This is a genomic window from Candidatus Poribacteria bacterium (assembly GCA_021295715.1).
GTDB lineage: Bacteria > Poribacteria > WGA-4E > WGA-4E > WGA-3G > WGA-3G.
This window is the reverse complement of record JAGWBV010000038.1, coordinates 1-21,514: the sequence shown is the minus strand read 5'-3', so window position 1 is coordinate 21,514 and position 21,514 is coordinate 1. Positions and strand designations below refer to the sequence as shown.

Here is a 21,514-nt window from a genome sequence, read left to right as displayed (position 1 = left end):
AATGTTGATTTATATCGACGGAGAATTTTTACCAAAAGCAGAAGCCAAGGTTTCGGTGTTCGACCACGGTTTGCTTTATGGAGACGGTGTTTTTGAAGGAATCCGTTCCTATAATGGCGGAGTTTTTAAACTCGATGAACACCTTGAACGACTTTACGATTCCGCGAAATCAATCATGTTAGAGATCCCTATCCCTATTGAAACGATGAAGGAAACGGTTCTGGAAACACTCCGTCGCAATCATCTCACGGAAGCCTATATTCGATTGGTTATCACTCGCGGCGTAGGAGATCTCGGACTCGACCCGGATAAATGTCCAAAGCCGAGTATTATTATTATTGCAGATAAAATCGCCCTCTACCCACAAAAATTCTACCAAGAGGGTTTGGAAATCGTAACCGTCTCCATCCGAAGAAATTATTCAGAAGCCGTTAATCCACGTGTTAAATCGCTGAACTACCTAAATAATATATTAGCAAAAATTGAGGGCAAACAATCCGGCGCAGAAGAGGTCTTGATGCTTAACGCAGAAGGTTATGTTGTTGAATGTAGTGGTGATAATATCTTCTGGGTAAAGAATGATGTCCTTGTCACGCCACCGGTTCACATGGGAATTTTGGAAGGCGTAACCCGGAACAGTGTTATCGATCTGGCACGCGACGCTGGAATGCGCGTCGAAGAACGCGTTTTTACACGGCATGATCTTTACATTGCTGATGAATGTTTTCTCACCGGCACAGCCGCCGAAGTTATACCTGTCGTGAAAATAGACCGACGCGCCATCGGAGACGGACAGCCGGGAAAAGTAACAGAAAAACTCATTGCAGCATTTCGACAGTTCGCACATAGCTGCGGCACCCCAATCTATACCGCTGACGTATGACAACGCTATAGATTGGGCCGACACGCGCGTAGAAATGCCTACAGCACACAGGAGAAGATTGATTATGAATGCGCCAAAATACATTTTTATTCTAATAAGTCTATTTATCGGATTCGCGGCGATCACCGCTTTTGCAGAAGAAACGGAAAAACCAGTATTTGGTCCCCAAGCAGCCACTATCACCGAACAACAGACAGAGACGCAACCCGATAAAGAAACGGCAGCAGATACCACCAAAGACACTGGCGACTTGATGCTCCTTGTCAAAAAAGTCTCTTTTGAAGGGGTGAAAACTGCCTCCGAAGATATGTTGCTCACCCTTATTCAGACACAGATCGGACAGGAAATCTCTGAAGAACTCCTCACGCAGGACCTGAAAAGCCTCTTTAAAGATACAGGCTTCTTCTCTGAACTCACAGTAGATGTAGAACCCTACGAAGAAGGCGGGTTAGAAGTCATCTACAAGGTCGTCGAAAGTCCTAAAATCTCCGGAATTAATATTATCGGAAACGAAAATTTGAGTACTGGTAAGCTGCAGGATGAAATTACACTTCGCCCCTCAGAAATTTATAGTGATCGGCGACGGTGGGAAAGCGAGCGTGCCCTACAGCAACTTTACCACGAAAAAGGGTACTATCTTGTGGGCATCCAGACCCACCTTGGGAATAAAGACGAAGAGGCGAATACCATCCAGATCACGTTTGAGATAAACGAGGGGCCGAGGGTGCGAATCGAGGAAATCAATTTTATTGGAAATACAAATATCACCGCGAATACGCTACAGAAAAAACTCAAAACCCGCACAGGTAAGCCCTTCGACCAGATGTTGTTTGAGGAAGAAGACTTATCTCTGAACCTCCGAAATTACTATCAGGATCGAGGCTTCGCACAAGTGAAGGTCATCGGTTACGAGAAACGATTCACAGAAGACAAAACCGGTTTAATGCTGGACATTACTGTTGACGAAGGCCCCGAATTTATTATCGGCAGCTACACACTTGAAGTGGAAGCCGGTGCTAAGAACCTCTTTTCAGAAAAGAAAATACGCGGGATGCTCGACCCTGCGGAAGGTGAGGTATTTAATCGCGCCACTTTTGACGAATCAATTGCAAAGTTACAACAAGCTTATCTCGACAAAGGCTACTTACTTTCAGAAGTCGCACCGTCTCCTACGTTCAATGAAGTCGATGGCGTGGTTGACATTATCCTGAAAATCAACGAAGGTGATGTCATCGTTATTGACAAGGTAATCATTACGGGATTAGAAAAAACACAAGAACACGTCGTTAAACGCGAGTTGGATTTTTTGGACATCAAGTCCGATGAGTTATTAGATGTCAAAGCACTGCGCAAAGCGCGACAACGTTTATTCCAGATGGGCTCCTTCATCCGTGCTGTTGATTTCGTCCCAAGCGACACCTCTGAAGAGAACCGAAAAGAGTTAAGAGTTAATATCGCAGAAACGCCACGAACAGGGATGTTAAGTCTCGGAGGCGGGTATGGCAGCGAAGGTGGGGTCTTCGGTGTTGCAGAGGTCGGACAAAACAATTTTCGCGGACGCGCGTATCGGGTGCATTTAAAGGGTGAGTTAGGCACGAGAGATCATCATACCGCCGAACTCAGTTTTGGAACACCTTGGATCTTGGGAACACCCACCCGGCTTAATGCCCGAATCTATGACAACCGCCGCTTCCGCCGCTACTATGGAACGGTCGGTGCCCTCCTTAATCGTCAGATAGGAAGTAACTACTTATACGACCGGTACGTTTGGGCGAGACGCGGGGCGTCTCTAACGCTCGGAAGACCCATCTCATACGACATTGATCTGTCGGTCCGTTTTCGGAATGAACACGTAGAATCACACAACCCAGACCGAGAGTTATACAACCGCTCGACACGGAGTATTCTGTTTTCCGTTGGAAGAGATACCCGTGATTATCGAACCTCCCTGTTTGACCCAACAGCGGGTTCATTTAATACACTCTCTTATGAATACTCCGGTGGTATTCTCGGAGCAGACAACAAGTTCCAAAAATATTATGCCGACTCGAGTTTGTTCTATAGTGGTTGGTGGAACCACGTTATCGCCGTGCACGCCCGCGCGGGTCTCATGCGAAGTGAAAGCACCGATGCATATTTCCTGTTCTATGAAAGGTTCTTCCTTGGCGGTGTAGATAGTATTCGTGGCTACGAAGATTGGGAAATCTATCCTGATCCAGATGAAACGGGCTTTATCAATCCTTACGGTGGTGATAAGGTATTCTTCGCAAACCTTGAGTATCGTGTCCCAATTTCTCAGCAGCTCACAGCCGCACTGTTTTTTGATATAGGGCAGGTGTGGGATGAAAGCACTTCAAACATCTTCAGCGAAATCAATATGAAACGAGGGCTCGGTCTTGAGGCTCGGTTTACCATGCTCGGTATGTTAGTTCGGTTAGGTTGGGGATATGGCTTGGATCGTGTAACCGGGGAACCCGCTGGCAAATTCCATTTCACAGTTGGTCCCGGCTTTTAATCGTTCGCGAATTGCAAAAACCCTGCGCCGTTGTTGCAGGGTTTTAATTTTACCTTGCGGAGGAACACCATGCGTCCCATCTATCATGTGCTTTTCTTAAATCCGCCTGCGCCGTTGTTGCAGGCTACGTCTTTGATTCAAACATTGGAAGGAATAATTTCATGAAACCATTTCGATTAGGTGCTTACCAAGCACATCTAACACTATTAGTTATTGGTCTTACAGTTTTCTGTTTCAGTTCAGGGAGTATCGGACAGGAATCTTTCAAAATCGGTGTCGTAAATACACAAGAAGTTTTAGAAGGATCCCAAGAAGCAACAGATGCCACCGAACTACTCCAAGCGGCAAGCGAACGCCTGAAAACGAAACTGCTGCAGTTAGAAAACGAGATCAGAACGCTACAAGAAAAGAAAGCGAAAACGGAACTCTTCGTGGAAAGAGCACAGACAGCGGATTTAGATAACGAAATTCGCATGAAACAGCAGGAGTATCAACGTGAAGTCCAAATCGGTCAGCAGGCATTGCTTGAAAAAGAGCAAGAACTGATGGAACCGATTTACAACGGTCTTCAAGAACTGATTGTCAAAGTCGGTGAGTCCGAAAATTTTGACATCATCCTCGAAAAACGACTCATTACACTTTATGTGAAAAAGGACTACGATTTGACGCAACAGTTAATCGGTTTGATGAACGAAGATTCCGAATAACGCAGACTGCCTAAACTCCAGCTGTGGAAGGGGTATGTAACCCCGAATAACCATTCACATCGACAGAGAAAGGAACACGGCTAAATGCTATGAAACTTAAGGAAATTTGTGATCGCTTGGATGGCGATCTTTCTGGGGACGGTGATATTGAAATTACAGGGGTTTCTGGAATCAAAGAAGCACTCCCAAGTCAGATTACTTTTGTTGCTAACCCCAAGTACCTCGCTGCCATAGCGACAACACAAGCAGGCGCAATTATTATTGGCCGCGGTGTCAACGGTAACGGTAAGCCTACCATCTGTGTTGAGAATCCGTACTGGGCTTTCGTCAAAGTTATAGAAATGTTCGCGTGGGACAAAAACCACCGAGCACTTCCGGGAGTTCATGAAACCGCAATTTTAGGAAAGAACGTCAAACTCGGTGAACGCGTCTCTATCCAAGCGTTCGCCTATATCGCTGACAACGTTGAAATTGGAGATGATACCGTTATTCAGCCGTTTGTTTATATCGGCGAAGGAACTCAAATCGGCTCCGATGGTCTCATTTATCCACATGTCAATATTCGGGAAGAAATAACCATCGGGAACCGAGTGATCATTCATTGTGGCGCAGTTATTGGTAGCGACGGTTTCGGGTTCGCTCCTGTTAGCAGCCGACACCACAAAATCCCCCAAATCGGAACCGTGGTCATTGAAGACGATGTTGAAATTGGAGCGAACACTACCATTGATAGAGCAACACTCTCCGAAACGCTTATCAAACGCGGTACTAAACTGGATAATCTCGTCCAAATCGCACACAACGTTATCATTGGTGAAGATTGTTGCCTCGCGGCGCAAGTCGGTATCGCTGGCAGCACGACGCTCGGTGACCGCGTCAATATTGCGGGGCATGGAGGGGCAGCAGGGCACCTAACACTTGGCGAAGACAGCGTCGTTTACGCCAAATCCGCAGTTACAAAGGATATGCCTGCTGGTAGTCATCTATCTGGATTCCCCGCACGTCCTCACAAACAGGAACTACGTATTCACGCAGCGACTCGGAAATTGCCAGAATTGCTCCCCGAATTCACTAAACTCCAAAAACGCGTTGCGGAACTGGAAACGAAACTTCAAGAACTGGAGGATGAATCGTAGGCATATTACCGGAAGCGGGCGACTTCAATTTTTTGATACTCTCGATCGTGTTGAATCGACTCGAGTTTCCGTGGAAACCTCGCGTATTTGATCCTCATTTTACCATCAGTCACACTCGAATTTATCTACTGTGTGCCTCTTTTGTCTAAAAGGAAGTCCTATTCTAACTTGTGAGGGGTAAATGCTTGGGTTCTGCGCGAGCATTCTTTTGCCACTGGACCTCCCCTCGTTCAAACAATACTACAGTCGACGTGCTGGCAGTATGGAACGCATTTCGGTATCCATTATCCCTAACAGATTATTATTCAATGCTCACTATGAGAAAAAATGAAGACATTGATCGCGTATGTTGAGTTGGCACGCCCACTTAACGGAATCATCGCCTTCATCTCCGCATGGCTTGGTGGTATGTTTGCCAGCCATGGCAACGTGGAAAATCTCGCCGATATCCGACTTCTATTGGTTTCCGTTGCCGCGCTTGTCGTGATCTCCGCCGGTAACGCCATAAACGATTACTGCGATTACGATATTGACCGTATCAATCGTCCGAGGCGACCGCTCCCTTCTGGACGCATTCGGCGTCCCAATGCGCTAATTTTCGCAATAGTACTCATTGTAATCGGCATCTATCTCGGAACCCTTATCAATATAAATGCAACAGCCATTGCTACCCTCGTGTCGGTTGCTCTTGTATGTTATGCTTTCTGGTTGAAACGCACCCCTTTTGTCGGCAATTTAGTCGTCAGTGGATTAACGGGTTTAACCTTCATTGCTGGAGGGGTAGCAATAGATTCCGTGCAAGGCACGCTTATTCCAGCAATCTTCGCCTTTTTGTTCACAACGGCTCGGGAAATCGTCAAAGACCTCGAGGATACGGAAGGCGACCTGAAAAATAACGTAAAAACACTTGCTACGCTCAACCCACGAATGGCTGTCTGGATAGCCGTCGGTTTCATGGTATCTGTTATTCTATTCAGTCCCATCCCTTATGTATTGGGTTGGTATTCATGGCACTACTTGATTGGCGTTCTCATCGGTGTCGACGTGGTCCTCATCGGTTTGGCAATCCGTCTGTGTCGAGATGCCTCCAGAGCAAGTTGTGCATCCATTCAACGGTGGATGAAATGGGATATATTCATCGGACTCGGCGCAATCTACCTCGGCTTTTAATTTTACCTTTGACCGCTCATTGCCAATGATAAATTACAATGAAATTATCGCCTTCTTGGAGAAAAAAGACTCCGATGCAGATGCCGTTTCTCGTTTTAAAGAGGCGTATCACACCTTCTGCAAAACGGGCACATGGTCCCCCGCATATCAAGTATTTGCTACAGGGTGGCAGCGGCTTGATGGGGTTATGTTGTTAGAACCGGAAGACACTTATGACAGTGACTACCGAGTCCATCTCACAACAAAAACCGAACGGAGTTTGAGAGAATTACTCCTCGCTTTTCCAAGACGCTACAGGGGGCTATTTCACCTCAAAGAAAAGTGGATAGAAAACAGAATCCACGATGTTTTAGAAGGAGACGTAATCCAAACCGATACGGGTTCCTTCTACAGGGGCATCAAACGCGGCAGCAGCACACGTGCCGAACAACGCACCGTCTCGAAACGGAAGGATACAAGAGTATCGCACATCCGCAAATTAACTTCCCTGAAAGGGAAACTTGAACACTCTGAATTTATCATCGAAGGACATTTGATAGTAGAACGAGCCGTCGCAGATGGACTTCCAATCGAGGCTCTTCTCTATACAACTGGATTTGTGGCAACCCCCGAAGGGAAAGCATTGCTCACGCGGGCAGCGTCAGAAAACCTATCTTCATATCAGGTAAACGATGGCGTGATGGGTTCAATTACGACAACGCGCCCCGTGCCACCCATCATCGCTTCGGTTCATCTCAGCTATCCGAACTTCCTTTCGGCGTCCGGAAGTCTCAATTTTCACTTTAGCCCAAAATGTGTATTGCTCATCGCAGAGAATATTGGAAATCCCGATAACCTTGGAATGACACTACGGACAGCAGACGCGGCAGGCGTATCCGCCGTTCTATTGAGCGGGGGAGGGGCAAGCCCTTTTCATAAAAACTGCATCCGTGCTTCCCGAGGGGCAGTCGGTCGTTTACCTTTATTCTATACACCAGACATCGGCGATGCGATTGATGCACTCCGGGTCTCAGGTTGGCAAGTGTTGGGTGCCACAGCAAGTGCCAAAAACCAACTCCATGAAAAAGGTTTTACACTTCCCACGGCTATCGTCGTAGGTAACGAGAATACCGGCCTCTCCACTGCTGCAAGGGACGACTGCACGGACTTAGTTCGCATCCCCATGGCATCAGGACAATCATCACTCAACGTAGGTGTCGCCGCGGGTATTCTACTTTATGAACTCACGCGACAACACAGAATTTGACAAACCGACATAAATATGATAAAATTCTTAAGGGAACTGACGCTCTATAAGTCCCAATATCAGAAAGAGCACATAGTTTGTCAACGTTATTTTGACTTTTTGTAGGTGTTTTTGATTGGGTATTTCCTGCAGGTAGAACAGAGTGAAACCCGACAAAATTGGTCGAATACACCTATCAGTTTAGATGTGACAGACTAACAGCATTCAAACCGATATTTAGCATAGTCAAAGAAGGAAAATCGCATTTGAGATCAGATTGGGTTCTTAACTACTTTCATGAGGTATTGAAAAAGCACCATGCTGGTTATTTCGTTCTAATTGATCCGGAGCAGTGTGAAATTGAAAAATGCATTAAACTTGCAGGCGAAATAGAGCAGGCGGGAGCAGACGCAATTTTGCTCGGTGGCAGTTTTTTAACGAACGATTTGCACCGCGTCGCAAAAGCGCTCAAGCAGGAAACAGAACTCCCACTGGTGTTATTTCCGGGCGATTCGATGCACCTCACTCCCCATGCGGATGCAATCCTGTATATCAGTCTCATAAGTGGACGCAACCCGAGCTATCTCATTGGCGAACAGGTCAAAGCAGCACCGCGGATACAACGTTACGCGCTCACACCGATTCCAACTGGCTATATGCTGATTGAAGGCGGCAATAAAACTGCCGTTGAATTTATGAGTGGTACAATGCCCATCCCACGTGATAAACCCGATATTGCGGGACCACACGCATTGGCTGCCGAGTATCTCGGTATGCAAATGGTATATCTGGAGGCAGGAAGCGGTGCCGTCCACTCTGTTCCGGAAGAAATGATTACAACAGTGAAAAATCAGATCAGTATCCCCCTCATCGTCGGTGGAGGCATCCGCACACCAGAAATTGCCGCAAAAAAGGTAGAAGCGGGGGCAGACTTCATCGTCACAGGGAACATTCTCGAAGAAAACGGATCTCTCGAACTGATGAAGGCATTCGCTAACGCCGTTCACGGCTAAAGCAAGCGCGCTTTTATGAAGTTTAAGTATTTAAATCGGTAATTCTATGTTTTCCCAGGCCCGGTAGAGTGCCACACGCGCACTCGGCGTTGATTCATGCGATCTGCATTCCTAACCAGGGTTCCCACCCGTTACTGGGAAGGGATGCCGGATATGGTTATGGAATTATCGAAATATTTTATTAATCTTCATTCAAACACGCCTACAAAAAGATAAAAGGACTGCATTATGGCTGAAGTTAAAGAAATACACATAGAAACAGAAGAAGAGACAGAAACAGAGGTGTCTGCCGATAGCGATTCCACCGACGGCAAAGAAAAAACACTTGTCGAACGGATGCGAGAGATCGCGGAGACGGCACTTGATACAGTCAAATCGGAAGTAAAAAAGGAGATAGAAGAACGCATCGCGCCTGTCGAAAAAACGGCTGCCAACCTCACCTCGGAAGTCAAAGAAGAAGTCGAGGCGATCGTGCAAAGGGTACGCGAGCAATACGAAACAGAACGCGAAGATTTATTGCACACAGAGATCGAAAAAGAAGTAGAAACTGCCGTGCAACATGTCCATGAGGAATACAGAGCAGAACGCGATCGTCTCCTACGCACAGCAGCGGAAGCTGAGAATACCAAAAAACGCTTGCAAACTGATTATCAACGGCAACTCAAATTCGCCAATGAGGGGATTTTAGAAGGCATGATTCCCGTCTTGGACAGCATGGAAGCCGCGATCAAAAGCGCAGCAGAACAAGGCGAGACAAGTGATACGTCTCCAACTTTCACAACCTTCAACGAAGGCGTGCACCTCGTTCATAAACAACTCTTAGATGCCCTCAAAATCCATGGACTCACACCGATTGAAGCAGTTGGTGAAACGTTCGATCCGAATCAACACGAGGCACTCTTGGTCACAGCATCCGATGATGTCCCAGAGGGAAAAGTTATTGAGGAATTTCGGCGTGGCTACATGTTGCACACCCGTGTTCTACGCGCCTCTCAAGTTGTCGTCTCACAAGGATCTACCGAAGAAGAAGCATCAGACGACGTGTCGGATGATACAGATGCTACTGACACTACTGGATAGCTACAGGAAGGACAGTATATGACGCAAAAACGCGACTATTATGAGATTCTGAACGTTAATCGTGATGCCAATGAAGACGAAATAAAGAAGGCTTATCGCAAACTCGCCATACAATTCCATCCCGATAAAAATCCGGGTGATGAAGTCGCAGAAGATAAATTTAAGGAAGCCACAGAGGCTTATGAAGTATTGCGAGACTCTGAAAAACGGGACCGCTATGATAGGTTCGGGCACGCAGGGCTGGAGGGCATGGGGACCGACTTCGGAGACTTTGGCGTGAACCTCGACGACATCTTCGGCGATGTCTTTGGCGACCTCTTTGGAGGGTTCGGCGGTGGTTCTCAGCGTAGCCCCAAGCGTGGACGCAGTTTACAATATAACCTCGACATAACATTGGAAGATGTTATCCATGGCAAGGAGGTCGCAATCCAAGTGCCACGGGTTGAATCGTGCTCCACATGTAAAGGCAGTGGTGCCAAAGAAGGCACAAGTCCTGTAAGGTGTCCACAATGTCACGGCAGAGGACAGATCAGCCAATCACAAGGTTTTTTCACAATGTCCCGAACTTGTCCGAGATGCCGTGGGGAAGGCGCAATTATTCAAGAACCTTGCCCTCCCTGTGGCGGTAGGGGTGTTGTGCGAAACACACGTGAGATTAAGTTAAATATCGAAAAAGGTGTTGATACAGGTTTCAAGTACCAACTCCAAGGTGAAGGCGAAGCGGGTGTAAACGGCGCACCCCCGGGGGATTTGTTTGTTGTTATCAATGTCGAACCGCATCAACGTTTCCAACGCGATCGAAACGACCTTATTACATCCTCCAAAATTTCGTTCGTCCAAGCCGCCCTCGGTGGAAAAATTGAAGTTGATAGTATTGATGGAAAGGAAGAATTGCACATCCCACCGGGTACACAGTATGGTGCACACCTACGGATCCCTAACAAAGGGGTTCCACATTACAGGCGTTCCTATTCAGGTGATCTGGTCGTGAGAGTAGAGATTGAAACACCAGTGCATCTCAGCACGGAACAGCGAAGAGCTTTAGAAGAATTTGCGACCCTGCGTGGAGAATCTCATCAGAGCGAACACGGCGGATTCTGGGACAAACTGCTCGGTAGACATGATGACGAGGAAACCGAATAGCAGCTTCCCGTCCGTAGAGGCTGGATAACCTTATTCCTACAGACGCTCGCATGCAGATCAGATTCGGAAAACGGAATGCAAAAATTAAACGGCAGCCTGCAACAACGGCGCAGGGTTTTTGATAGGGTGTTTCTTCAGGTTTAAGACACGCACTTGATAGTTTAAACGCATGTCGTTTCTCCGCAAGGGAAATTAAAAAGACGTGGTAAATATGGACTGGGCAAGAATCACGGTAACCACCTCCCAAGAGGCATCAGAGGCTGTTGCGAACCTTCTCTTTGAATTACAGGCAACCGGCGTTGAATTCAAGGATAACGATGCATCCACAGTAGACCTCATCGCCCACTACCCTTTAGATGACAGAGTTGGCGCACGGATGCAGAAGCTCCGCGACTTCCTCACGGAACTACCGACGTGGGGGATCCAACCACACCCCGCAACGATTGATTTAAAACATGTCAAATCCGAGAAGTGGGAAGAGGCATGGAAATCCGCCTTCCCACCGCAGCGTGTTGGTAGCAGGATTGTCATTGCTCCAACGTGGAGCGATATTCCCCTCAACGAAGCGGAAATATTAATTCAACTCAACCCTGGTATGGCATTCGGGACAGGCTACCATCCGACCACACGACTCTCCCTCGAATTATTGGAACGCACCGTCGAACCCGACCATCAGATTGCTGACATCGGGACAGGCTCCGGTATCTTAACGATTACCGCTATCAAGTTAGGTGCGAAACACGTTGACGCGATTGAGATTGACTCGACAGCACTTCCCATTGCTGCAGCGAATTTTCGGGCAAACCGCGTGGCATCACAGGTGTGTTTATCTCAAGGCGATGGACTCAAAGGAATAAAAAACAGATACCATCTTATCATTGGAAACATCTTAACGAAGGCAATTCTTCCAATGATTCCGTTCTGCACACAGCGGCTTTATCCTGATGGAATCATCATTTTCTCTGGGATTTTGGAGACTGAGCTTGCGCAAGTTAAATCGGTTTTAGAAGCAAACCAATTTCAATGTCTCGAGGTAATCAGCGAAGCAGAAGATAACGTTACTTGGGTAGGAATCAAAGCCGCTCTTGCTCCCGTCTCTGTATCGTAGTGCTGTGTCACTTACTATCTTGCGGTGCTTCCTTGGATAGCCCGTGGCATAGGTTGCACCGACCGAGATTGAGATGCGGCATCGTTGGTGATTTTTCATCACCCCTTAAGTGACATTTCAGGCACTCAACCGCTTCCTCTGAACCACGATGATCCTCAATATTAGAACGCGCAGGTGCAGCGTTGAAAAAAAGAATAACCATAACAATCGCATAGATAAGACCAATAACGCTGACAATAACAAAAAGCGTTCTGGGGCTGGCTTGTTCCGTTGGCATGTCGTTAAAACAAGACTCCTTACTTGAAAAATGGAAAGAGGGTGGGGATATTTTCTGAGGTGAGCGCGGAACCGTACTCGCAGCCTTCAAATGCTTCAGCATACTTGATTTGTGCACCGGTGTCTTCACCATAGAGTGCTATCAGCAAACCTCGATGCTTTTCTGCGACATCTCGGAAACGATTTAACATACGCTCAGCGAGCCACGCTCGCCGTTCCGATGCCACAGCAGGTACAGAGGCTAACGAGCCGCCGTTGTAAGGAAGCCACTCGTAAAACTGCGATACGTGGCAGTGGAGCATATCAATCTTCTGTTCAACGACAGCATCAATGCTAACGGCTACATCCGGCGTGAACGGATAGGGTTTCATGAAACCATCGCTCAAATAAGCAATAACGGGGTTTTTCTCCAAATGTGGTGTGAGGGCACAGATATTCGGCACAGTAACCATGTATGCCGCGTCCTGAACCAAGGTTGACGTATACCGATGGTCGGGATGATAATCGTTGGGTCGATGAGTCATTATTAAATCTGGCTGGAATTCACGAATGGCACGAATAATCTTATATCGGTTTTCTAACGTCGGCATCAATTCACCATCGTGATTGTCCAATAACTCATATTCAATTCCGACGACTTCGGCAGCGGCTTGTGCTTCCTTATATCGCCGCTGTGCTAAAGGACCACCACCCATTTCGTGATGTCCGGCATCGCCGTTCGTCACAGAGATAAATTTGACGCGATGCCCCTGTTGGGTATACAAGGCAGCGACCCCTCCCGTTTTTATATCACAATCATCGGGATGTGCACCGAAAACAAGAATATTTAACGTTGGCATTTTCATTGTCCTTACAAAAGTGTTTCGCCTGCTTCTTCAAGCACTGCGTCGATCAATCTATTGCTGAGTCGGAAGCCTTTTTGAAGTAGTTGTAATAGCAACGGCCGAACCTCCCTAATTTTTCCCTTCTTTTTGCCAAACAAAAGAAAGCCTGCCACACCAACCACTTGCAATCCTAAAGATTGAGCAACTTTTCGTCCGCGTAAATCGTCAACAACACCTTCGTTACACTCAGTTCCGTTGCTAATACAAGTGTTTCAGCCTCTCCTGCATCCAAGGTTGCCATTAGCATTGTAACCGCTGATGTGTTAGAAACGGTTCGTCTTCCAACAAAAGTCGCTTGGCGCAATTCTTTTTCACCCGGTTGTCCTTCTCCTCGTTCAACAATTTCCTCCCAAACTTTGTCCGCAATAATCAGATTTTCGACAAGTACTTCCAAAGTGTCCCACTGTTGACAAAGAGAGATACCAATCACAAATGAAGCGTCAGCCACGGCAGTTAACTTGCTCCCAGTAGTTACTTTGTTTGCTGTGTTAAGCATGCGACCGTCTTCAATTCCTGTTGGATTTCTTCATCATCATATTCAGCAATAGGAATGCCCCGCTGACTCAGAATCTGAATAAAATCCCATAAGTGTAGTTCTGCCAATTTTGCAGCCTGCCCTAAAGAGAGAATGTTACGTTTGAAGAGAGAAACCGCAAGTACCTGTTTCGCCTCCTCAGTCAGTTTCTCTCGATTATAGCCGGAGATAGAAAGTGGTGTTGAAAGTTCACTGGGGACATCCAACGTAATAGAAAGCATGATTTTTACCTCTGTATTGGATTAAGGATGTTGCCAAAATGTAGTTCGCTTTTTTATTATACCAATTCTGATTGATGATTCCTCTTAAAAGGTCCCACTGTTTTTGGTTATGCCCGGTGCGGTTAGGAAACCGCGCCTACCGGGGTCTAGATGAATGTTGCGGTTAATGCGATATAAACTTTTAGAAATGGTATTACAAGCCACTACATGTATATAAGTTAACATTATAACATCTTTGAGAAGAAAACGTGATTTAATTTGACTTTATTGAAATTTCTCATACAATTGAAAAAAGATTGTTAAAAGACTAAGGAATTTCTATGGAGGCGATGTAAGAGATCGTGGTAAAAGATTCCCAAGCCCGATACGACTTATTGTAAAATGAATACTATGAAAAACTGGAAAGTTGAAGTTTATTATAAACCTGAAGTCCCCGATACCGTTGGACAAGGCATTCTTGAGGATATAACCGATCTCGGTATTAATGGTATTAATTCTGTGCACACAGCCACGGTCTACTGGATCGAAGGATCCGTTGACGCAGAAACGATTGATCGAATCGGTACTGAACTCCTCGCTGATCCCATTACACAAGCCTACACCTTTGGTACCGAAAATGATACCGAGACAGATTGGACCCTTGAAGTGCAATTCAAGCCGGGTGTTACGGATGCAGTCGGTGATAGCACCGTTAAAGGTATCACAGACTTAGGCATCGCGGGTGTCACCACTGTCCGCACAGGACATAAATACTGGTTCACTGGCACGCTAAATACGGAAGTGCTTGAGACGATTGCACAGCGACTGCTCATGAACGAGGTCATTCAAACATTCTCTTATCAAGAACCGAAATCGTGAAGCGAACCTCCTAACTCGCATACACTCGAATCACTGTCCCTAAATGGAACCGAACCAAGGCAGCAGTCGCTGCTTGACGAAGTCCGAAACCGATCCCAAATGTCGGGCTAACGCGCTTTGGTTTTCCCAGTGTAATGTCCTGAAAACCGTGTTTCCGAAGTAATTTCGGTAAGGAACGCGCAGAAAAATAGTAGAGATGATCGTGCGGATGGACATAGGGCCACTCCGCTTTCTGAAGACGGCTCTGCAAACCCTCACCATTTGGTACCTCAATGACAAGGGTCCCTGTCTGAGGCTTCAGAATCCGGCGTAACTCGCTGAGGAATGGATTTAATTCCGGGATATGCTCCAATACATGGTAGAGTGTAATTGCATCGAAATACGCAGTCGGAAAACCCGCATCAAAGACCTCTCCACACTTCACATCTAATTTATGTATCTCTTCTGCGAAAGTGATACCACTCTTGGAAGGGTCAACGCCGTGGGATTCCCACCCCTGTTCGCGAGCGAGATGCAGAAACGTCCCAATACCACATCCTACATCTAAAAGCCGCCCCCTACGCTGATGCTGTTTCTCTAACTCAGCGAGACGCTCCGTCATCTGCAACCATTCCATGCTATCCGTATGGATGCGTTCTACTTTATCCGGCGGATAATAAGTCTCAACATACCCGTCTTCAAGGGTCTCACGATTGATTCTCGGATTCACATAACGCAACAGACACCGCTTGCAGACGACTACCGATAAAGAGTCCTTACTAAATAACTCTTTCGTTTCATCCCGTTCACAAATTGGGCAGTTGATACGTTCGAGATTATCTACGTTCAATTTTAACTTTACCTTGCGGGAGAACGATGTGGACTATGATTTTGATGTGCTTTCCTTAAGAGTCGCCCTCTACTTCGTTACGGGCTTGGTTTTCGTATTAAATCCCGACTAAAAAAGCGGAACTCCCTGTGCTTCCACATAAACCGCATAGAGAGACTGGCTACCCATCATAAACAATCTGTTCCTTTTGACACCACCGAAGCAGAGGTTCGCACAAATTTCTGGGAGGTGAATTTGCCCGATACGTGTTCCGTCTGGTGCGAAGACATGCACGCCATCGTATCCATCGCCAACCCAACCCGCACTCGCCCATAGGTTTCCATCGACATCACACCGAATACCGTCGGCAATACCGGGAGCCATATCGCAGAACACCTCCTGCTTGCCCAACCGCTCGCCATCTATTACGTCATAGACGAAAAGGTGCCGCGGGGTTCCCTCTTTATGCGTAACACCTGTATCCACGACATAAAGTTTCTCATAATCCGGCGAGAAGCAGATACCGTTCGGTTTTTCAAGTTCATCTATCACGACGGTCGCTTCTCCCGTATCTGGGTTGAGACGATACACGCAGGTCGGCAATTCAAACTCGGCTATGTGTCCTTCATAATTGAGCATAATACCGTATCCGGGATCGGTAAACCAGACATGTCCATCGGGATGGACTGCGACATCGTTCGGTGCGTTGAGCGGTTTCCCGTCAAAGCTGTCCATCAGCACGGTAATCGTTCCATCGTATTCGGTTCGTGTGACGCGCCGTGCCCCGTGTTCACAACTGATGAGCCTTCCCTGTCGATCACGGGTGTGTCCGTTGCTGTAGTTGGACGGTTTACGGTAGACACTCACGTCGCCGGTGGATTCTTCCCATTTCAGAATCCGATTGTTCGGAATATCGCTCCAGAGCAGATACCCGCCATCGCCGAACCAGACGGGTCCTTCTGCCCAGCGCGATCCTGTCCATAACCGTTCGACAACAGAATTGCCAATCTTATATTTTCCAAAACGCGGGTCCAGCACCTCAATCGCCGGGTCTGGATAGCGAACAATTGAATCATCCCATTTTCTTTCTGTACTCATGCAAATCTCCTTCAAATAGCACTGCAAACAGCAAAACACTTTCGATTTCTACATACAGTATACCACAAATCGAGAAGATGTATACAGAAAATCTCAGAGATAATCTTTGTTTTCCCAGGTCCGGTAGGTGCGGTTTTGCGGCGTACTCGACCAAATGCGATATGCATTCCCAACCGCACCTTTCTGCTTGTCTTTTCTATACACCCATGATACAATTATTACAATCAACACAACACTATTACTCCCGTCGAAATCAAGCTACTTAGGACTTACACACCCCGCTCTTTTGTAGCATAAACTTTTAGTTTGTGCCAGAAGTTCGCCTGTGTTTTTTGGAGTATCTCCATCTCTATACGACGTGCTACCCTCAAAACTGCTTAAGTCATACCTACAAACAGAAACACCTATGTCAAACAAAAACACATCCCTAAAATCCGGCATCCGAGATAATCTTCTTCGTGAAACAGTTCACGATTTTTTAGAGCAAGAAATTAAGAACGGTTCCGCACTCTCCATCGTATCCGCCTACTTCACCATCTACGCCTATGAAAAGATGCAGCACTCCCTCAACGAAATAGAGGAACTCCGTTTTCTTTTTGGAGACCCTGATTTTGTCAAACGTATGGACCCAAATAACACAGATACAAAAGCGTTTGACATAACGGATACAGGTCTACAACTCAACCAGCAACTCCGACAGAAACCGATTGCTAAAGCGTGTGCCGAATGGATAAAAGAGAAGGTAGAAATCCGCACGACCCGCGAATCAAATCTGATACACGGGAAAATGTATCATATCGCCAATAACGGAGTTGAAAAGGCGATTATGGGTAGCTCAAACTTTACCATGCGCGGCTTAGGCTTAACGCAGGATAGTAACAATATTGAACTCAATCTGGAAGTGGATAGCAACCGCGACCGTCAAGATCTAAAAGCATGGTTTGACGAAATCTGGAACGACGATAAACTCGTTGAAGATGTTAAGGAGAAAGTACTCGCCACATTAGGACAGATAGGAAAAGATCACGCCCCAGAACTCATCTATTACAAAACCCTCTACGAACTCTTCCAAGACGAAATCGAAACCCGCCAAACCAATGACCAAACCCTTGAAGACACGCACCTCTATGACACTCAAATTTGGGAAACCTTGTACGAGTTTCAGAAAGAGGGCGTGAAAAGTGTGATTGCCCGTTTGTTACGGCACAACGGCTGTATCTTAGCGGATAGCGTCGGGTTAGGAAAAACCTATACGGCACTCGCCGTCATCAAGTTCTTTGAACTGCGAAATGAACGTGTGTTGGTATTATGTCCCAAAAAACTGCACGACAACTGGGCACTCTATCCCGCTTATAACTCGCAAGACACGAACCCATTTCTCAATGACAAGTTCGGCTTCACCGTGCGATGGCATACCGACCTCTCCCGCTATAGTGGTGATTTGGAAAACTTCAATTGGCGTAACTTTGATATGATCGTTATTGACGAATCGCACAACTTCCGCAACGACACGAAACCCACGCGTGATGCTGACGGCAACTTCGTTCGTCATAGTCGTTATACACGGCTCTTAGAGGAAGTTATCAAAGAAGGCACGAAAACAAAGGTCCTGATGCTGTCAGCCACACCCGTGAACACATCGCTTATTGACCTCCGCAACCAGATTTATCTCATGACCGAAAAGCGCGAGGATGTCTTTAGAGACAGTTTAGGTATCGGTAATATCGGTTCACTGCTGCGACAAGCGCAAAAGGAATTCAAGAAATGGGAAGAGGAAAGCGGTGAGAACGGGAAAAAAGACAAAGCGAAGTTGCTGGAAACACTCGGTGCCGAGTTCTTCCAACTGCTCGGTGGAATCTCTATTGCCCGTTCCCGACGGCATATTAAAACCTTTTATGCCGAAGAAATGATCAGAATCGGCGAGTTTCCGACACCACAGAAACCCGAAAATTGCCATCCACCGACCGATGTGACAGGTGAACTCTCCTATAAAGCCTTGGCAGACCAGATAGCCGAATTCACACTCTCCATCTATCAGCCATCCAGTTACGTCATCAGCGAAGCCGCGAAACAACGGTTAGCAGATGAAAAGCAGAAATTCCGTTTCAATCAAGCAGACCGCGAGCGATTCCTTATCGGTATGATGCAGACCAACTTCCTCAAGCGTTTGGAGAGTTCAGCACACTCGCTCTCGGAAACGCTCGAACGCACCGTCGGCAAAATTGATGTGATGCTGGAGAAGATTGACAAATACGAACAAAACCCGCGTATACAGGACGCTGAAGCCGATGTTCTCCCCGATGATGACGAAGACGATGAGGAGTTTTTGGTGAACCGAGCGCGCAATCCGTATCACCTTCACGAATTGGATCGCACGCGTTGGAAAAAAGACCTCATCAAGGACAAAGAGACTCTGACCGCCGCGTGGGATAACGTCAAAGCCATCACACCAGAAAGAGACGGTAAACTCAAGGCAATCAAAGCGCATATTAGAAATAAGGCACAAAACCCAACCACCGACAAAGACGGAAAAATGAATCGCAAGCTGCTCGTTTTCACAACCTTTAAAGATACAGCGGATTATCTCTATGAAAACCTATCCGACCTCGCAGAAGCATTAAAACTGAAGATGGCAACGGTTTCAGGAAGCGACACACAAAACAAATTCAATCTCACCTTAAACAATTTCGCGCCAAAAGCACGGACCCAGAAAAACAGCGTCGCTGACGAAATAGACTTACTCATCGCCACAGATTGTATTTCAGAAGGGCAAAACCTCCAAGACTGCGATACCGTGCTGAACTACGACATCCACTGGAATCCCGTGCGTATCATCCAACGTTTCGGACGTATCGACCGGATCGGTAGCCGTAACGCAACGGTGAAGATGATTAACTACTGGCCCACTGAAGATATGGAGGTCTACCTCCGTCTGCAAAGCCGTGTAGAATCCCGCATGGCACTCGCCGACACAGCCGCCAGCGGCGATGACGATCCGTTGAACGAATTCACTTATGAACAGGCACAGATGGAACTCAACTTCCGTGACGAGCAATTGAAACAACTCCGTGAAGATGTTTTAGACCTCGACGATCTCTCCGATGGAGTCGTCATGAGCGATTTTACGTTTGATTACTTCTTTGCCCAGTTGCTAAAGTATCTCGAAAGAAATAGAGCGGAATTAGAAGCCACACCGAAGGGGGCTTATGCCGTCACGACCCACGAAAACAATCCGGCAGAAACCGGGGTCATCTTCTTCCTCCAGCAACGCAACGCCACAACGAATATGGAAAAGAAGACACCGAGTCCCATCTATCCATATTACACCGTCTACATCCGCAAAAACGGCGACATCCGTTACGGATGTGCAAACGCCAAGCAAGTGCTGGATCTGTTTGAAACCGTTGCTGTCGGAAAGAGCGATGAATTGCGAGAGTTGTGTCTCCAATTCGACCAAGAGACCGAACACGGTCAGAATATGGAAGGCTACAACAAACTGCTGAACGCTGTGATTGCACACATCACACGCTCGCATCAAAAAACGCAAACCCAAAATCTCGGCAGAAGTGGAACACGCGGTTTCAAACTGCCAGTCGCATCCGAAGTCCCCAGAGACTCCAGCGATTTTGAACTGGTAACGTGGTTGGTGATTGCTTAAGTCTGAATCGCGGAAGGAGAACCCAGAAGACACCGAGCCGTCTGAATCACAGATTACGCGGAGAACGCGGAGAACGCGGAAAATGCTATTGTGTCTCCCACGTTCCCTTTCACAAAAAATGTGGGCGGTACCAAATAGCCTCTTAATTCCGTGTCCTCGGTGTCTTCCGCGAAAATCCGCGATTCAGACAACTAAACATACTGATAAAGGATACAATATAAATGAGTAATCATCTGAAACATAAAGACATCACTGAAAAGATAATTGGGGCAGCGATTGAAGTCCATAAGTTTTTAGGAAACGGATTCCAAGAGATAATTTATCAGAGAGCATTAGCCGTTGAAATGCGGAAGGTAGGACTGGAATTTGCTCGGGAAATTGAGCACGATATATATTACAAGGATTTTCCTGAACCTATTGGAACTCGACGCGCTGATTTTGTAGTGGCAGGAATGTGTTGGTGGAATTAAAAGCTGTCACGATGTTAGAACCTGTCCATGAAGCACAGATATTAAATTATTTGAAGGTATATCGACTGGAGATCGGTTTGTTAATCAATTTCGGTGAGAAAAGGATAAACATCAAAAGATTGATTCTATCACAACCTAATCGTAGGTAATGTGTCAGAATCGCGGAAACTGTCAGAATCGCGGAGAGCGCGGAGAACACGGATTACGCGGAAAATGCTATTGTGACACCTACATTTTCTCTCGTAGGAGATGGTGCGGGAACAAAAAATCTCTTAATTCCGCGTCCTCGGCGTCCTCTGTGCTTTCCGCGATTCTGACAAAAGATAATCCGCAATTCTGAAAAAGGAAACAGCATAATGAACAAGGAAACAATCAAATCCGCTCTCGCGGCAATGCCCACCGGCGACCTTTTAGAAAAATTGAAACATCTTTTGGCAACGATAGGCTACCGCAGCGAACGCACACTTGAACTCTCAGGAAGTGTGGATGACTTCATACGAGAATTTGAAGCACTGAACCTGAACACAAAGACTGAACAAGAATTTCGTGACACTGCCGAATCCGTGAAACTCGTGTTCCAGTTTACAAGTGATGAAATCGCCGATGACCTGCAGCAGACACTTTTTGAAGCAGCGTCCTTCGATAAGGGAAACACAGACAGTTTCCTTTTCTGTGCAGTTGAGTTAAAAGATAACACCTACTCCCGAACCAAATACGCCGAGTTTA

General features: G+C 46.7%; 20 protein-coding genes and 1 pseudogene. 14 read left to right on the top strand and 7 right to left on the bottom strand.

The window, feature by feature from the left end:
- Position 1: 1 nt before the first annotated feature.
- The 10 genes from ilvE (at position 2) to prmA (ending at position 11,980) form a co-directional block, all read left to right on the top strand.
- Positions 2–883 carry a branched-chain-amino-acid transaminase gene (gene ilvE, locus J4G07_10955; protein ID MCE2414517.1) on the top strand — a complete coding sequence of 294 codons (882 nt, stop codon included), beginning with the start codon at positions 2–4 and terminating at the stop codon, positions 881–883.
- Between the two features lie 64 nt (positions 884–947).
- Entirely contained in the window at positions 948–3,398 is a 2,451-nt protein-coding gene (gene bamA / locus J4G07_10950; GenBank protein ID MCE2414516.1) for an outer membrane protein assembly factor BamA, read from the top strand.
- 161 nt (positions 3,399–3,559) lie between these two features.
- Entirely contained in the window at positions 3,560–4,105 is a 546-nt protein-coding gene (locus tag J4G07_10945) for an OmpH family outer membrane protein (protein ID MCE2414515.1), read from the top strand.
- Between the two features lie 89 nt (positions 4,106–4,194).
- Complete coding sequence (gene lpxD, locus J4G07_10940; protein ID MCE2414514.1) at positions 4,195–5,241, top strand: UDP-3-O-(3-hydroxymyristoyl)glucosamine N-acyltransferase; 1,047 nt, start codon at positions 4,195–4,197, stop codon at positions 5,239–5,241.
- A gap of 327 nt (positions 5,242–5,568) precedes the next feature.
- The gene (locus J4G07_10935; protein MCE2414513.1) at positions 5,569–6,411 is read left to right on the top strand and encodes a geranylgeranylglycerol-phosphate geranylgeranyltransferase; all 843 of its coding nucleotides are present in this window, start codon (positions 5,569–5,571) and stop codon (positions 6,409–6,411) included.
- A 25-nt stretch (positions 6,412–6,436) separates the two neighbouring features.
- The gene (locus tag J4G07_10930; GenBank protein ID MCE2414512.1) at positions 6,437–7,657 is read left to right on the top strand and encodes an RNA methyltransferase; all 1,221 of its coding nucleotides are present in this window, start codon (positions 6,437–6,439) and stop codon (positions 7,655–7,657) included.
- Between the two features lie 245 nt (positions 7,658–7,902).
- Entirely contained in the window at positions 7,903–8,649 is a 747-nt protein-coding gene (locus J4G07_10925) for a geranylgeranylglyceryl/heptaprenylglyceryl phosphate synthase (GenBank protein ID MCE2414511.1), read from the top strand.
- Positions 8,650–8,877: 228 nt separating this feature from the next.
- Positions 8,878–9,729, top strand: coding sequence for a nucleotide exchange factor GrpE (locus tag J4G07_10920; GenBank protein MCE2414510.1), 852 nt, complete (start codon positions 8,878–8,880; stop codon positions 9,727–9,729).
- 18 nt (positions 9,730–9,747) lie between these two features.
- Entirely contained in the window at positions 9,748–10,872 is a 1,125-nt protein-coding gene (gene dnaJ, locus J4G07_10915) for a molecular chaperone DnaJ (protein ID MCE2414509.1), read from the top strand.
- A gap of 211 nt (positions 10,873–11,083) precedes the next feature.
- Positions 11,084–11,980, top strand: coding sequence for a 50S ribosomal protein L11 methyltransferase (prmA, locus tag J4G07_10910; protein ID MCE2414508.1), 897 nt, complete (start codon positions 11,084–11,086; stop codon positions 11,978–11,980).
- 7 nt (positions 11,981–11,987) lie between these two features.
- Here the strand turns inward: prmA and J4G07_10905 are convergent, their stop codons facing one another.
- The 5 genes from J4G07_10905 to J4G07_10885 are packed head-to-tail and all read right to left on the bottom strand — an operon-like array spanning position 11,988 to position 13,896.
- A complete protein-coding gene (locus J4G07_10905) occupies positions 11,988–12,257 on the bottom strand; it encodes a hypothetical protein (protein MCE2414507.1) in 270 nt (89 codons plus the stop codon).
- Positions 12,258–12,276: 19 nt separating this feature from the next.
- The gene (locus J4G07_10900) at positions 12,277–13,101 is read right to left on the bottom strand and encodes a PIG-L family deacetylase (protein MCE2414506.1); all 825 of its coding nucleotides are present in this window, start codon (positions 13,099–13,101) and stop codon (positions 12,277–12,279) included.
- Positions 13,102–13,106: 5 nt separating this feature from the next.
- Positions 13,107–13,253, bottom strand: a complete 147-nt coding sequence (locus J4G07_10895) for a DUF3368 domain-containing protein (protein MCE2414505.1) — start codon at positions 13,251–13,253, stop codon at positions 13,107–13,109.
- 17 nt (positions 13,254–13,270) lie between these two features.
- Positions 13,271–13,636, bottom strand: coding sequence for a hypothetical protein (locus J4G07_10890; GenBank protein ID MCE2414504.1), 366 nt, complete (start codon positions 13,634–13,636; stop codon positions 13,271–13,273).
- Entirely contained in the window at positions 13,612–13,896 is a 285-nt protein-coding gene (locus J4G07_10885) for a UPF0175 family protein (GenBank protein ID MCE2414503.1), read from the bottom strand. Before J4G07_10885 ends, J4G07_10890 begins: the two co-directional genes overlap by 25 nt.
- A 390-nt stretch (positions 13,897–14,286) precedes the next feature.
- Between J4G07_10885 and J4G07_10880 the strand changes: the two genes are divergently transcribed.
- Positions 14,287–14,754 carry a phosphoribosylformylglycinamidine synthase subunit PurS gene (locus J4G07_10880; GenBank protein MCE2414502.1) on the top strand — a complete coding sequence of 156 codons (468 nt, stop codon included), beginning with the start codon at positions 14,287–14,289 and terminating at the stop codon, positions 14,752–14,754.
- 10 nt (positions 14,755–14,764) lie between these two features.
- Here the strand turns inward: J4G07_10880 and J4G07_10875 are convergent, their stop codons facing one another.
- On the bottom strand, positions 14,765–15,583 hold the full coding sequence (locus J4G07_10875) for a class I SAM-dependent methyltransferase (protein MCE2414501.1): 819 nt from the start codon (positions 15,581–15,583) through the stop codon (positions 14,765–14,767).
- Between the two features lie 108 nt (positions 15,584–15,691).
- A complete protein-coding gene (locus tag J4G07_10870; GenBank protein MCE2414500.1) occupies positions 15,692–16,660 on the bottom strand; it encodes an SMP-30/gluconolactonase/LRE family protein in 969 nt (322 codons plus the stop codon).
- A 406-nt stretch (positions 16,661–17,066) separates the two neighbouring features.
- Between J4G07_10870 and J4G07_10865 the strand changes: the two genes are divergently transcribed.
- From J4G07_10865 to J4G07_10855, 3 genes and pseudogenes are all read left to right on the top strand, one after another.
- Positions 17,067–20,318: a DEAD/DEAH box helicase family protein gene (locus J4G07_10865; protein ID MCE2414499.1), complete on the top strand. Its 3,252-nt coding sequence runs from the start codon at positions 17,067–17,069 to the stop codon at positions 20,316–20,318.
- 221 nt (positions 20,319–20,539) lie between these two features.
- Positions 20,540–20,937: pseudogene (locus tag J4G07_10860) on the top strand (GxxExxY protein).
- Positions 20,938–21,144: 207 nt separating this feature from the next.
- Positions 21,145–21,514, top strand: a 370-nt coding sequence (locus J4G07_10855) for a hypothetical protein (protein MCE2414498.1), incomplete at its 3' end; no start/stop codon positions are given.

Coding starts and splice junctions, on each gene's coding strand:
- ilvE (MCE2414517.1), top strand. CDS start 2: ATGTTGATTTATATCGACGGAGAATTTTTACCAAAAGCAGAAGCCAAG.
- bamA (MCE2414516.1), top strand. CDS start 948: ATGAATGCGCCAAAATACATTTTTATTCTAATAAGTCTATTTATCGGA.
- J4G07_10945 (MCE2414515.1), top strand. CDS start 3,560: ATGAAACCATTTCGATTAGGTGCTTACCAAGCACATCTAACACTATTA.
- lpxD (MCE2414514.1), top strand. CDS start 4,195: ATGAAACTTAAGGAAATTTGTGATCGCTTGGATGGCGATCTTTCTGGG.
- J4G07_10935 (MCE2414513.1), top strand. CDS start 5,569: ATGAAGACATTGATCGCGTATGTTGAGTTGGCACGCCCACTTAACGGA.
- J4G07_10930 (MCE2414512.1), top strand. CDS start 6,437: ATGATAAATTACAATGAAATTATCGCCTTCTTGGAGAAAAAAGACTCC.
- J4G07_10920 (MCE2414510.1), top strand. CDS start 8,878: ATGGCTGAAGTTAAAGAAATACACATAGAAACAGAAGAAGAGACAGAA.
- dnaJ (MCE2414509.1), top strand. CDS start 9,748: ATGACGCAAAAACGCGACTATTATGAGATTCTGAACGTTAATCGTGAT.
- prmA (MCE2414508.1), top strand. CDS start 11,084: ATGGACTGGGCAAGAATCACGGTAACCACCTCCCAAGAGGCATCAGAG.
- J4G07_10905 (MCE2414507.1), bottom strand. CDS start 12,257: ATGCCAACGGAACAAGCCAGCCCCAGAACGCTTTTTGTTATTGTCAGC.
- J4G07_10900 (MCE2414506.1), bottom strand. CDS start 13,101: ATGAAAATGCCAACGTTAAATATTCTTGTTTTCGGTGCACATCCCGAT.
- J4G07_10890 (MCE2414504.1), bottom strand. CDS start 13,636: ATGCTTAACACAGCAAACAAAGTAACTACTGGGAGCAAGTTAACTGCC.
- J4G07_10885 (MCE2414503.1), bottom strand. CDS start 13,896: ATGCTTTCTATTACGTTGGATGTCCCCAGTGAACTTTCAACACCACTT.
- J4G07_10880 (MCE2414502.1), top strand. CDS start 14,287: ATGAAAAACTGGAAAGTTGAAGTTTATTATAAACCTGAAGTCCCCGAT.
- J4G07_10870 (MCE2414500.1), bottom strand. CDS start 16,660: ATGAGTACAGAAAGAAAATGGGATGATTCAATTGTTCGCTATCCAGAC.
- J4G07_10865 (MCE2414499.1), top strand. CDS start 17,067: ATGTCAAACAAAAACACATCCCTAAAATCCGGCATCCGAGATAATCTT.